13 protein-coding genes are annotated in these 12,912 nt (G+C 70.6%); 7 read left to right on the top strand and 6 right to left on the bottom strand.

Annotated elements, in window-relative coordinates:
• Positions 1 to 46: 46 nt before the first annotated feature.
• Positions 47 to 730, bottom strand: a complete 684-nt coding sequence (locus VNR19_RS09190; RefSeq protein ID WP_325726033.1) for a response regulator transcription factor — start codon at positions 728 to 730, stop codon at positions 47 to 49.
• A complete protein-coding gene (locus tag VNR19_RS09185) occupies positions 727 to 1,962 on the bottom strand; it encodes a sensor histidine kinase (RefSeq protein ID WP_325726031.1) in 1,236 nt (411 codons plus the stop codon). Before VNR19_RS09185 ends, VNR19_RS09190 begins: the two co-directional genes overlap by 4 nt.
• Before the next feature lie 168 nt (positions 1,963 to 2,130).
• On the opposite strand from VNR19_RS09185, the gene phoU reads away from it, so the two are divergent.
• Positions 2,131 to 2,817 (top strand): phosphate signaling complex protein PhoU, encoded by a 687-nt coding sequence (phoU, locus tag VNR19_RS09180; RefSeq protein WP_325726029.1) that lies wholly within the window; start codon positions 2,131 to 2,133, stop codon positions 2,815 to 2,817.
• 9 nt (positions 2,818 to 2,826) lie between these two features.
• On the opposite strand, the gene VNR19_RS09175 is transcribed toward phoU, so the two are convergent.
• A complete protein-coding gene (locus VNR19_RS09175; RefSeq protein ID WP_325726027.1) occupies positions 2,827 to 3,576 on the bottom strand; it encodes a phosphoglyceromutase in 750 nt (249 codons plus the stop codon).
• A 50-nt stretch (positions 3,577 to 3,626) separates the two neighbouring features.
• Here VNR19_RS09175 and VNR19_RS09170 point away from each other — a divergent pair, with 50 nt between their 5' ends.
• Entirely contained in the window at positions 3,627 to 4,472 is an 846-nt protein-coding gene (locus tag VNR19_RS09170; RefSeq protein WP_325726025.1) for a class I SAM-dependent methyltransferase, read from the top strand.
• A gap of 15 nt (positions 4,473 to 4,487) precedes the next feature.
• Here the strand turns inward: VNR19_RS09170 and ygfZ are convergent, their stop codons facing one another.
• The 3 genes from ygfZ to VNR19_RS09155 all read right to left on the bottom strand — a co-directional run bounded on the left by ygfZ (position 4,488) and on the right by VNR19_RS09155 (position 6,656).
• Positions 4,488 to 5,591, bottom strand: a complete 1,104-nt coding sequence (gene ygfZ, locus VNR19_RS09165; RefSeq protein WP_325726023.1) for a CAF17-like 4Fe-4S cluster assembly/insertion protein YgfZ — start codon at positions 5,589 to 5,591, stop codon at positions 4,488 to 4,490.
• Positions 5,591 to 6,199 (bottom strand): heme-binding beta-barrel domain-containing protein, encoded by a 609-nt coding sequence (locus VNR19_RS09160; RefSeq protein ID WP_325726021.1) that lies wholly within the window; start codon positions 6,197 to 6,199, stop codon positions 5,591 to 5,593. The genes ygfZ and VNR19_RS09160 overlap by 1 nt, the downstream gene beginning before the upstream one ends.
• A 166-nt stretch (positions 6,200 to 6,365) precedes the next feature.
• Positions 6,366 to 6,656 (bottom strand): hypothetical protein, encoded by a 291-nt coding sequence (locus tag VNR19_RS09155; RefSeq protein WP_325726020.1) that lies wholly within the window; start codon positions 6,654 to 6,656, stop codon positions 6,366 to 6,368.
• Between the two features lie 124 nt (positions 6,657 to 6,780).
• Here VNR19_RS09155 and VNR19_RS09150 point away from each other — a divergent pair, with 124 nt between their 5' ends.
• From VNR19_RS09150 to pstC, 5 genes are all read left to right on the top strand, one after another.
• Complete coding sequence (locus tag VNR19_RS09150; protein ID WP_325031737.1) at positions 6,781 to 7,494, top strand: response regulator transcription factor; 714 nt, start codon at positions 6,781 to 6,783, stop codon at positions 7,492 to 7,494.
• A gap of 43 nt (positions 7,495 to 7,537) precedes the next feature.
• Positions 7,538 to 9,703, top strand: a complete 2,166-nt coding sequence (locus VNR19_RS09145; RefSeq protein ID WP_325726018.1) for an RNA degradosome polyphosphate kinase — start codon at positions 7,538 to 7,540, stop codon at positions 9,701 to 9,703.
• Positions 9,700 to 10,638: an NUDIX hydrolase gene (locus VNR19_RS09140; protein WP_325726016.1), complete on the top strand. Its 939-nt coding sequence runs from the start codon at positions 9,700 to 9,702 to the stop codon at positions 10,636 to 10,638. Before VNR19_RS09145 ends, VNR19_RS09140 begins: the two co-directional genes overlap by 4 nt.
• Positions 10,639 to 10,783: 145 nt before the next feature.
• The gene (locus tag VNR19_RS09135) at positions 10,784 to 11,881 is read left to right on the top strand and encodes a phosphate ABC transporter substrate-binding protein PstS (RefSeq protein ID WP_325726015.1); all 1,098 of its coding nucleotides are present in this window, start codon (positions 10,784 to 10,786) and stop codon (positions 11,879 to 11,881) included.
• Between the two features lie 77 nt (positions 11,882 to 11,958).
• A complete protein-coding gene (pstC, locus tag VNR19_RS09130; protein WP_325726013.1) occupies positions 11,959 to 12,912 on the top strand; it encodes a phosphate ABC transporter permease subunit PstC in 954 nt (317 codons plus the stop codon).

The following is a 12,912-nucleotide window of genomic DNA, read 5'->3' as shown; positions in this document are numbered from 1 at the left end:
CGGCGGGCGCTCCTTCGCTGGGCCGTGGGCGAGAGAGTCGAGTCGATCAGCCCTCGAACCGGTACCCGAGCCCGCGTACGGTGACGAGCATCTTCGGTTCGCTCGGGTTCTCCTCGATGCGTGAGCGGATGCGCTTGATGTGCACGTCGAGCGTCTTCGTGTCGCCGAAGTAGTCGCTGCCCCATACGCGATCGATGAGCTGCCCCCGCGTGAGCACGCGGCCGGCGTTGCGCATGAGCACCTCGAGCAGCTCGAATTCTTTGAGCGGCATGGCGATCTCGCGCCCGTCGACGGCAACTGTGTGGCGGTCCACGTCGAGCGTGACACGACCGCCCGTCAGCACGCGCTCGTCGAGGTCCGCGTCCAGCGCCGCCATGCGCCGCAGCACCGCGCGCATGCGCGCGAGCAGCTCGCGTGACGAGTAGGGCTTCGTGATGTAGTCGTCGGCGCCGAGCTCGAGCCCGACGACGATGTCGACCTCGGAGTCCTTCGCCGTCAGCATGATGATCGGCACGTTCGACCCCGCCCGCAACTGTCGCGCGACCTCGGTGCCGGGCATGCCGGGCAGCATGAGGTCGAGCAGCACGATGTCGGCGCCCCGCTCGCGATACGCCGTGAGTCCGGCCGGGCCGTCTTCGGCGATCTCGACGTCGTATCCCTCGCGGCGCAGCAGGTACGCGAGCGGGTCGGCGAGGTCGGGCTCGTCCTCGACGATCAGAACGCGGGTCATGACTCTCCGTTCGTGGTCGCGATGGTCGCCGCGGTGGGCGTGTGCGTCTTCCGGGTCTTCTCGGCCTTCTTCTTGCCCTTGCGGCCCTTGCGCGGGCCCTCGACGTCGGGCGGTTCGATGAGCGGCAATCGGATCGTGAACGTCGACCCCCGTCCCGGGCGCGACCACAGGCGGACTTCCCCTCCGTGGCGCTGCACGGCGTGCTTGACGATCGACAGGCCCAGGCCGGTGCCGCCCGTGCGGCGCGAGCGCGCCTGGTCGGCGCGGTAGAAGCGCTCGAAGATGCGGTCCTGCTCACCCTCGGCGATACCGGCGCCGTGGTCGGTCACGGCGATCTCGACGACGCCGTCCGCGTCCTTGACGCCCACCCCGACCGTCGCGCCCCGCGGTGAGTACGCGATCGCGTTCGCGATGAGATTGCCGACCGCTTCGATGAGGATCTGCGCGTCGCCGCGCACCCACAGCCCCTTGCAGCCGCCGCGCGCGAGCTCGACGCCGGCCGAGGCCGCCTGCACCACGTGGGCCTCGATCGCCGCCGTCACGATCCCGTCGACGGCGACGTCGCGCGTCTCGATGAGCTCGTCGGCCGCCTGAAGCCGCGAGAGGTTCATGATGCGCGACGTCAGAAGCCCCAGGCGCGACGCCTCGGCGGTGAGCCGCGACGCGAAGACGCGCACCTGCTCGGGGTCGTCGGCCGCGGACTCGATCGCCTCGGCGAGCAGCGTCACCGCGCCGACCGGCGTCTTCAGCTCGTGGCTCGTGTTCGCGACGAAGTCGCGGCGCATCTGCTCGACCCGTTCGCGCTCGGTGATGTCCCGCATGACGACGAGCGTGAGTCTGGGCGAGATGACGCTCGCCCGCGCCGCGACGAGCCGCGGCTCGGCGGGCGGCGCGCCCCGACGCAGCCGGAGGGTCTCGGTGATCGCGGCCTCCGACTCACGCGCACGCCGCACGATGTCGCGCAGCTCCTCGGATGGGACGACGGTCCCCTCCCCGAGCCCGAACGGCACGGCCCCGACGGATGCCGCGACCACCGTGCCCGACGCGTCGACGACGACCGCGGCGTTGTCCATCGCGTGGAGCACCGCCGAGACGCCGTCGGGGATGGCGGACGACGTCACGTGCCGCATCCGGTCCCGCATCCGCAGCGCGGCGAACACCACGGCGACGACGAAGCCCCCGATGATCACCCCGACGAACAGGGCGAGCAGCGCGAGCTGCGTGGTGTCCATGGCCTCCAGCGTAGGGCGCGCGTCGGCACGGGAGACCGCGCGAACCCTCCCCGCGACCGGACCGAAAGGTACTATTCACTGTTCCGGCACCGGCCGTTAACCTTCGCCGGTGACAATCGCCGGGGTCGCCGAACCGCGGTGTCTCCCCGTTTCACGAAAGGTGCTGCGATGCGCGAGGTCTTCCATCAGTCGCTCGAGGATGTGCGGAATCGCCTCGTCGAGATCGCGGAGCTCGTGACGATCGCGATCGACAAGGCGACGCGCGCGTTCGAATCGCGCGACGTCGCCCTCGCCGAGGAGGTCATCGAGGAGGACGCCGTCATCGACGAGAAGGCGACCGCCCTCGACGAGCTCGCGATCGAGATCCTCGCGCGTCAGCAGCCCGTCGCGCGCGACCTGCGCGTCGTCGTGAGCGCGCTGCGCATGAGCGCGTCGCTCGAGCGCATGGGCGACATCGCCGAGCACATCGCGCAGCTCACGCGCATGCGCTTCCCCGAGCGGGCGATCCCGAAGGGCCTGAAGTCGACGTTCACCAAGATGGGCGAGCTCGACACCGAGGTCGCGCGCCGGCTCACGGAGCTGCTGCGCACCGAGGACCTCGCGCTCGTCGAGGAGATCCGCAACTTCGACGACAAGCTCGACGACCTGCACGTGAGCGTCTTCGAGAAGGTGCTCAGCGACAGCTGGCGAGGCGACCCGTCCGCGACGGTCGACGCGACCCTCGCGAGCCGCTACCACGAGCGCTTCGCCGATCACGCGGTCTCGGTCGCGAAGAAGGTGCTGTACCTGTCGACCGGCGACTGGCTGGTGCACACCGACACGATCGAGCTGCCCTCGACGGAGCAGCCCGACTGATCGGGCCGGCTACTTCTTGCCCTGGCTGGCGACCGCGGCGGCGCCCGCCGCGGCGGCCTCGGGGTCGAGGTACTCACCGGGACCGACGGGCATGAGATCCTCGCCGATGCGGTACACGAGCGGGATGCCCGTCGGGATGTTGAGCTCCGCGATGTCGGCGTCGCTGATGCCGTCGAGATGCTTGACGAGGCCGCGCAGCGAGTTGCCGTGCGCCGTCACGAGCACCGTCTTGCCGGCCTTGAGGTCGGGCACGATCTGGTCGTACCAGTACGGCATCATGCGGTCGATCACGAGCTTGAGAGACTCGGTGCGGGGCACCTCGCCGTCGATGTCGGCGTAGCGCGGGTCGCCCACCTGGCTGTACTCGTCGTCGTCGGCGAGCGGCGGCGGCGGCACGTCGAACGAGCGGCGCCACAGCATGAACTGCTCCTCGCCGAACTCCTCGAGCGTCTCGGCCTTGTTCTTGCCCTGGAGCGCCCCGTAGTGGCGCTCGTTGAGGCGCCACGACCGCTTGACCGGGATCCACAGCCGGTCGGCCGCCTCGAGCGCGATGTTGGCGGTCTGGATCGCCCGCGTGAGCACGGACGTGTGCAGCACGTCGGGAAGGAGCCCCGACTCGAGGAGCAGCTCGCCGCCGCGCTTCGCCTCGGCGGCGCCGAGCTCGGTCAGACGCACGTCGACCCACCCGGTGAACTGGTTGGACTTGTTCCACGTGCTCTGGCCGTGGCGGAGCAGGATCAGCGTGTAGGGCTCGGTCATCCGCCCATGATATCGAGGGCCGGATGCCGCGCCTGGGCGAAGATGGAGGCATGGCCTCCTCCCCCGTCGGGCAGGTGACCCGCGGGACCACGGGCACCAACCGGCTGCGTCGCGTCGACCGGTGGATCGCGCGCCACGCGGCGCTTCGCCGAGCGACCGATCCGCTCGTCGTCGACCTCGGCTACGGCGCGAGCGGCGTGACGGCGCTCGAGCTGCACGCGCGGCTCGCGCGCACGCGACCGGACGTCGAGGTGCTCGGGCTCGAGATCGATCCGGCGCGCGTCGAGCGCGCACGGCACCAGCTCACCGAGGTGCGCGCGGGGCGCACGTCGTTCGCCCGCGAGGCGCACGTGTCGTTCGCGCTCGGCGGATTCGAGGTCCCGGCTCCGGACGGGCGGCGTCCCGCCGTCATCCGCGCGATGAACGTGCTGCGGCAGTACGACGAGTCCGAGGTCTCCGACGCGTGGGGGCGCATGGCCGGACGCCTCGCACCGGACGGACTGCTGGCCGAGGGCACGTGCGACGAACTCGGCCGGATCGTGACGTGGGTCGCGATCGGACCGGATGCGGCGCCCCGCAGCCTCAGCATCTCGCTGCGCCTCCCGGGCGGCGACTCCGCGACGGCAGGCGGCGAAGCGTGGCATCCGTCGATCGCCGCGGAGCGGCTGCCGAAGGCCCTCATCCACCGCAACGTCCGCGGTGAGAAGGTCCACGACCTCCTGGGCGCGCTCGACCGCGAGTGGGATCGCGCCGCCGCCCTGTCGCCGTTCGGCTCGGTGCACCGTTGGCAGGCCGCCCTCGGGGCGCTCGTCGAGCGGGGGTGGCCGCTCGTGGCGAGGTCGCGGTGGCGCCTGGGCGAGCTCACGGTGCCGTGGGCCGCGGTCGAGCCGCGGTGATGCCGTCGGCTCGGTTCAGGCGCGGGCGCGTCGCGAGAGCCGCGGAATGCGGGGAACGGATGCCGTCGCGCCCGCCTCGGGCGGCACGATGACCTGCTGCGCGGCCGCCACGGGACCCGCCTCGGTGTCGATCGTGAGCTCGGCGTCGACCGGCGTCGTGCGGCGCACGATCGCGAGCGCGATCGGTCCGTCCTCGTAGTGGAGCGCCGCCGACGTCACGGTGCCGACGATGTCGCCGCCCACGCGCACCGCGGCGCCCGACTCGGGGAGCACGCTGTCGCTGCCGTCCAGGTGGAGCGCGACGAGCCGCCGCGGCGGGTGCCCGAGGTTGTGCACCTTCGCGACCGTCTCCTGCCCTCGGTAGCAGCCCTTGTCGAGGTGCACGGCGGTGCGGATCCAGTCCACCTCGTGCGGCAGTGTGCGCTCGTCGACCTCTCGCGAGCGGCGCGGGCGCCACGCGGCGACGCGCAGCGCGTCGGCCGCGACCGCACCCGCGAGCGCGATCTCGCCCGCGGCGGCCGCCTGCGCGAGCCGCTTCTCCTCGTCGCGCGTGACGATCGCCTCGGCCCAATCGCGCTCGGCGCCGGGGTGGGGGTCGACCGGCGAGTAGGCCCAGCCGCCCACGGTGACGTTCGGCCACGGGTCGTGCCATACGAGGTCGACTCCCGCGGGCGCTGCGACCCGAACCGGCGCGAACGCCTCGGGAGCGCCGCCGACGACCGCGTACTCCTCACCCGCGTCGCGCGGGTCGACACGCAGGCGGAACCGCATCTTGCGGAGCCAGTCGAGCAGTCCGGCGGCGTCGATCGCGTCGACGATCAGCCACGTGGTCTCGCCGTCGTCGACGACGGATGCCTCGTGCTCAACGTGACCCTTCGGATCGAGCACGAGCAGCTCGGCGCTCACGCCGGGTGCGAGGTCTTTGAGCGCCTGCGACGTGAGCGAGTCGAGCCACGACAGGCGGTCCTCGCCGGTCACGGCGAGCACGTGGCGGTCGGCGAGCGGTGCGATCGCCTTCGCTCCGGCGAGCGCGCGCTGCTCGACGAGCGGATTGCCGATGTGCAGGAGCACGCCGTCTTCGACGACGGCACCCGGGATGCCTGCGAACGGGCTCGACATCAGTCGGCCCTCGCGAGCCGCGCTGACGCGTGCGACGACAGCTCGGTGCCGAGGGCCGCGATGTCCCACGCCCACAGCAGGTGGTTCTCGACGAGGCCGTACATGCGCGTCGCGGCGGCGTAGTTCTTCGCGCCGGCGGTGCGGACGACGGCATCCGTCGCGATGTCGATGCGCGGCCCGCGGATCTGGCCGAGGTACAGCTCGCTCACGCCGTCGGCGTGCACGAGCGACACCTCGATGTCGAAGCCGCCCTCGGCGTTGCGCAGCGCTTCGACGTCGTCGGCGGTGCGGGTCGTGGGCTCGGCGATCGCGGGCAGGAGTCCGGGGCCCGGGTCCGCGTCGGTCGACGGGCGCGACAGCCGCCAGAAGCCCATCTCGGCGACGAGCGGCTCGCGCGGCGCATCCGGATCATCGCCCAGCAGCCACGCCGTGGCCGAATAGTTGAGGTAGTCGCCGCCGTCGTGGCTGAAGCTCACGCGATGCGCGAACTCACCGGAGAACCGGTGGCCGGATGCCTCGTAGTCGATGACGCCCGTGCCCTCCCACACGCCGATCAGCCACGCGAACGGGACGAGGTCCGCGGGGAGGTCGGTCGGCAGCTCCAGCACGACGCCGCCCGTCAGCGCTGGCCGCGGTAGAGGTTCCAGACCACGACGCCCGAGACGAAGACGATGGCCAGCGACGCAAGCGCGAGAAGGCCCACGAAGAAGAGTTCGAGCGCGACGAGGTCCATGGCTCCACTCTACCCCCGAGCGAGGGCGCGACCGCCGCGCATCAGACCGAGAACAGCGACGCGAGCCCGAACCCGAGGCTCAGGATCCCGAGCACCACGAACGCGCCGAGCACGCTCGCGCCGACGCGCTGCGTGAAGCCCTGCGATCGGCCGTACGCGAGCTGGACGAGGAACGAGGCGATGAGGCATCCGGCGAGCCCGACAGCGAGCCACTGCGCACGCCACCCGAGCGGGACGAAGACGGCGATCGCGATGCCCACGAGCGCCGCGACGATCCAGACGGCGATGATGCCGCCGATCGTGCGGCGGGGGACGAGTTCCGGCGCAACCACCTGTCCATTCTCGCGCAGTCGCACGTTCCGCGTCATCCTGCGTCGCATGACGCTGCCCGCACACCCGCTTCGCGCGTGCCTTTACACTTGTGGGCACGGCGCGCCCGTCGCCGGGAGGGCCCCCTTGGCACAGCTTCTCGTTCTGAGCTCCACTCACGGAGGCGGTCCCGTCCTGCCTTCGCTCGAACTCCTGAGCCACCGCGTGCGCCTCATCGCCGCCGAGCCGGCCCAGCTCGTGAACGCACCGAGCGCCGATGTGATCTTCGTCGACGCGCGCGTCGACCTCGTCGGCGCGAAGTCGCTGTGCAAGATCCTGAACACGACCGGGCTCGACGCCCCGCTCATCCTCGTCGTCACCGAAGGCGGCCTCACGGCGGTCTCGACCGACTGGGGCGTCGACGACGTCATCCTCGTCACGGCCGGCCCCGCCGAGGTCGACGCCCGCATCCGGCTCGCGATCGGACGCCAGTCCGCGGCCGACCAGGGGTCCACCCGCATCCAGACCTCCGGCATCACGATCGACGAGTCGTCGTACTCGGCGAAGGTGCACGGCAAGCCGCTCGACCTCACGTACAAGGAGTTCCAGCTCCTGCACTTCTTCGCGACGCATCCGTCCCGCGTGTTCACACGCGAGCAGCTGCTGAGCGAGGTGTGGGGCTATGACTACTTCGGCGGCACACGCACGGTCGACGTGCACGTGCGACGCCTGCGCGCGAAGCTCGGCGACCTCGAACAGCTCATCGGCACCGTGCGCAACGTCGGCTACCGCTTCAACGTGTACGAGGACGATCAGGTTCCCGCCCCCCGCACGCGCAGCGACTCCCGCACAGACGCCTGATCCGGATCCCCCGCGCGTCACGTGCGTTTGCAATGATGTGTTGATGATCGAACAGGACGTGCTCGACGCCGGACTCGGCGACGCGGACGACGACGACTTCGACCTCGATGAGGCGTTCGACTCACAGCTGCCCGACAACCGCTACCTGGATCGGGAGCTGAGCTGGCTGGCGTTCAACCAGCGCGTGCTCGAACTGGCCGAGGATCCGTTCGTCCCGCTGCTCGAGCGCGCCAACTTCCTCGCGATCTTCGCGAGCAACCTCGACGAGTTCTTCATGGTGCGCGTCGCGGGCCTCAAGCGCCGCATCGTGACCGGCCTCGCGGTCCCGACGAACGTCGGCCGCTCGCCGCAGGAGGTGCTCGCCGACATCTCGGCCGAAGCGCACCGGCTGCAGCTTCGCCACGCCGATGTGTGGCTCAATCAGGTCAAGCCCGCCCTCGCCGAAGCCGGCATCTCGGTCGTCGGGTGGGACGAGCTCGACGACGCCGACCGCGAGCGCCTGAGCGACTACTTCCACGCCCAGGTGTTCCCCGTGCTCATGCCGCTCGCGGTCGACCCGGCGCATCCGTTCCCCTACATCTCGGGCCTCTCGCTCAACCTCGCGATCCGCATCCGCAACGCACGCACCGGCCGCCAGGAGTTCGCGCGCCTCAAGGTGCCGCCGATGCTCCCCCGCTTCGTGCAGGTCTCCGACGGCGAGTCGGGCGTGCGCTACGTGCGCCTCGAGGAGCTCATCTCGAACCACCTCGGCGACCTCTTCCCCGGCATGGAGATCCTCGATCACCACGCGTTCCGCCTCACGCGCAACGAGGACGTCGTGATCGAGGAGGACGAGACCGAGAACCTCATCCAGGCGCTCGAGGCGGAGCTGCTGCGCCGGCGCTTCGGGCCGCCGATCCGCCTCGAGGTCGGCGACGACATGGACGAGCTGACGCTCGACCTGCTCCTGAAGGAGCTCGACATCACGGCGCAGGAGGTGTACCGCATCCCGGGTCCGCTCGACCTGCGCGGGCTGTTCGACCTCGCGCGCATCGACCGCCCCGACCTGCACTACACGCCGCACGTGCCCACGACGGCCGTCGCATTCCAGCCGGGCGACAACAACGAGCGCGCCGACATCTTCGCGTCGATCCGCAAGGGCGACGTGCTCGTGCACCACCCGTACGAGTCGTTCGCGACGAGTGTGCAGGCATTCCTCGAGCAGGCGGCGCGCGACCCGCACGTGCTCGCGATCAAGCAGACCCTCTACCGCACGTCCGGCGACAGTCCCATCGTGCAGGCGCTCATCGACGCCGCCGAAGCGGGCAAGCAGGTGCTCGCGCTCGTCGAGGTCAAGGCACGCTTCGACGAGGCGGCGAACATCGTGTGGGCGCGCAAGCTCGAGAAGGCAGGCGTCCACGTCGTGTACGGCCTCGTCGGCCTCAAGACGCACTGCAAGCTCGCGCTCGTCATCCGTGAGGAAGACGGGGTGCTGCGCCACTACAGCCACGTCGGGACGGGCAACTACAACCCGAAGACGAGTCGCATCTACGAGGACTTCGGGCTGTTCACGGTCGACCCCGTGGTCGGGCGCGACCTCACGCGCCTGTTCAATGAGCTGAGCGGCTACGCGATCGAGAAGAAGTTCAAACGGCTCCTCGTCGCGCCGCTCCACCTGCGCAAGGGGCTGCTCCGGCACATCGAGAAGGAGCGGCGCAACGCCCTCGCGGGCAAGCCGTCCGGCATCCGCATCAAGGTCAACTCGATGGTCGACGAGCAGATCATCGACGCGCTCTACCGGGCCAGCCAGGCGGGCGTCCCCGTCGATGTGTGGGTGCGCGGCATCTGCTCGCTCAAGCCGGGCGTGCCGGGCATGAGCGAGAACATCACGGTGCGCAGCATCCTCGGCCGCTACCTCGAGCACTCGCGCATCTTCGCGTTCCACAACCAGGGCGACCCGCAGGTGTACATCGGCAGCGCCGACATGATGCACCGCAATCTCGACCGCCGCGTCGAGGCGCTCGTGCGGGTCGTGGCGCCCGCGCACATCGCGGCGCTCACGGAGCTGTTCGACCGCGCGATGTCCGACAAGACGAGCTCGTGGTGGCTCGGGCCGGACGGCGAGTGGACCCGGCACCATCTCGACGAGTCGGGCAAGCCCCTCACCGACCTGCAGGACCGCACGATGATGAGCGTGCAGCGTCGCCGGCGCGCTCGGGCGGTTCGATGACGGACGTCGCCGTCTACGCCGCGGGCGGCGTCGTGTGGCGCGTGGTGGAGGGCAAGGTGATGGTCCTGCTCATCCACCGCACGCGCTACCGCGACGTGACGCTGCCGAAGGGCAAGGTCGACCCCGGGGAGACCCTCGCCGAGACGGCCGCGCGCGAGATCTTCGAAGAGACCGGCATCCGCGTCGCGCTCGGCGTACCCGTCGGCGTCTCGCGGTACCACATGCCGAACAAGCGGCAGAAGATCGTGCACTACTGGGCGGCTGAGGCGACGGATGCCGCGATCCGAGCCTCCGCGTTCGTGCCGAACCGCGAGATCGCCGCGCTCGAATGGGTCTCGTTGCGCAAGGCGAAGGGGCGCCTCAGCTACCCGGTCGACGTCGAGATACTGGAGCACTTCGCCCGCATCGTGGAGGAGGGCGTGCTCACGACGTTCCCCCTCGTCGTGCTGCGCCACGCGAAGGCGGTCTCGCGCGACGCCTGGAAGGGCACGGACCGCAAGCGCCCGCTCACGTCGCGCGGCCGCAAGCAGGCGAAGGCGCTCGTCGGCCCTCTGCGCGCGTTCGGCGTGCGCAAGCTCATCTCGAGCCCCGCCGTGCGCTGCGTCGAGACGGTCGAGCCTCTCGCTCGCGCCCTCGACCGGCGCATCGAGACGACGAAGCTCATCAGCCAGGACGCGTGGGAGAAGGGCGAATCCGACGCGCGCACCGTCGTCGGGCAGCGCGTGCGCGCGCGCAAGCCCGCCGTGCTGTGCAGCCACGGTCCGGTGCTCCCCGACATCCTCAACGAGCTCGCCCTCGCGACGGGCACGCTGCGCGGCTCGTACCTCGGCAGCGCCTCGGCCCTCGAACCCGCGGCCTTCTCGGTCGTGCATCTCTCGGTCGACAGCCCCGGGTCGGGGATCGTCACGATCGAGACGCACGTGCCCAACGACTGAGCCCCGCGGCCCCGAGATCCCGGGCCTTCTGTCGTTCACCTTCCGTTCACCGTCGCACCCCACTCTGGTAACGACCGGTGTCTACGTTTCAGTGCGAACCCCGCACCGGGTGACTCAATCCCTGAAACGTGAAGAAGGATCCACTGTGAAGATCTCCCGCATCGCCCAGGTGGGCGCTGTCGCCGCGATCGCGGCCCTCACGCTGTCGGCCTGCGCCGCGAACGAGTCCGGCGCCGGCGCCGCCGAGAACGACGGCGGCGCGCAGCTGTCCGGCAACCTCGTCGGCGGCGGCGCGTCGTCGCAGGAGGTCGCCGTTCAGACGTGGACCGCGGGTCTGCAGACGGCCAACCCCGACCTCACGATCGACTACGACCCGGCCGGCTCCGGCACGGGTCGCGAATCGTTCCAGGCCGGCGCGTTCGCGTTCGCCGGCTCCGACCGCGCTTTCACGACCGACGAGATCGCCGAGGGCCCCTTCGACGCGTGCGTCGACGGGTCCGACCTCGTCGAGCTGCCGACCTACATCTCCCCGATCGCCGTCATCTTCAACCTCGAGGGCGTCGACTCGCTCAACCTCGACCCCGCGACCGTCGCGGGCATGTTCACGGGTGCCATCACGCGGTGGAACGACCCGGCGATCGCCGCCCTCAACGAGGGCGTCGAACTCCCCGACCTCGCGATCACGCCCGTGCACCGCTCGGACGACTCGGGCACGACCGAGAACTTCACCGACTACCTCTTCCAGACCGCGCCCGACGTGTGGACGTACGAGCCCGACGGCGTGTGGCCGCTCGACCGCGGCGAGGCCGCGCAGGGCACGAGCGGCCTCGTGTCGGCCGTCGAGGGCGGCGAGGGCACGATCGGCTACGCGGATGCCTCGCGCGCCGGCGACCTCGGGACCGTCGCGATCCAGGTGGGCGACGAGTTCGTGCCGTACTCGCCGGAGGCCGCCGCCCGCGTCGTCGACGCGTCGCCCCAGGATGAGGGACGCGCCGCGACCGACATCGCGATCGCGATCGACCGCACCACGACCGAGCCGGGCGTGTACCCGATCGTGCTCGTGAGCTACCTCATCGGCTGCGCCGAGTACGCCGACTCGGCGACGGCCGAGCTCGTGAAGGCCTTCTTCTCGTACGCAGCGAGCGCCGAGGGCCAGGAGGCGGCCGCGGCCGCGGCGGGCAACGCCCCGATCTCCGACACGCTGCGCGAGCAGATCGACGCGGCGATCGACGCCATCAACTGAACAACGACACGGATGCCCGACCCGGCCCTCCCCGGCCGGGTCGGGCTCCCGGCTGGAAACACATCACGGAAGGGCCGATGACCACCACCGCACCTGTCGCGTCGAAGAACGCGGCGAAGCCGCGCATCCGGCCCGGGGACCGTTGGTTCTCGGCCACCGCGCTGTTCGCGGGCTCGATGATCCTGGTGACGCTCGCCGCGGTCGCGGTGTTCCTCATCGTGCAGTCCCTCCCGGCGCTGTTCGCGACGAACGAGACGGCGTCGATCCTGCCCACGGACTTCTGGGACTACGTGTGGCCGCTCGTGTTCGGCACGGTGTGGGCCGCGTTCCTCGCGCTCCTGATGGCCGTGCCGCTGTCGCTCGGCGTCGCCCTGTTCATCACGCACTTCGCGCCGCGGCGGCTCGCGCAGGGTCTCGGCTATGTGGTCGACCTGCTCGCGGCCGTGCCGTCGGTCGTGTTCGGTCTGTGGGGCATCCTCGTGCTCGCGCCCGCCGTGCAGCCCGCGTACGCATGGCTGAGCGACAACCTCGGCTTCATCCCGCTGTTCGCGGGCGACGTCTCGGCCACGGGCCGCACGATCTTCACCGCGGCGATCGTGCTCGCGGTCATGGTGGTGCCGATCATCACGGCGATCTGCCGCGAGATCTTCCTCCAGACGCCCGTTCTCCACGAGGAGGCGGCGCTCGCGCTCGGCGCGACGCGGTGGGAGATGATCCGCATGGCTGTGCTCCCCTTCGGCCGTTCGGGCATCGTGTCGGCGTCGATGCTCGGTCTCGGCCGCGCGCTCGGTGAGACGATGGCCGTCGCGATGGTGCTCTCGGTCTCGGGCGGCGTCACGTTCCGGCTCTTCACGTCCGACAACCCGAACACGATCGCGGCGAACATCGCGCTGAGCTTCCCCGAGGCATACGGGCTCAACATCAACGTGCTCATCGCGACCGGCCTGGTGCTGTTCGTCGTGACCTTCGCGGTGAACGCGCTCGCACGGTGGATCGTGAACCGCCGCAAGGACTTCTCGGGGGCGAACTGA

It is taken from the genome of Microbacterium sp., from assembly GCF_035556355.1.
GTDB lineage: Bacteria > Actinomycetota > Actinomycetes > Actinomycetales > Microbacteriaceae > Microbacterium.
This window is presented reverse-complemented; position numbering and strand designations above follow the sequence as displayed.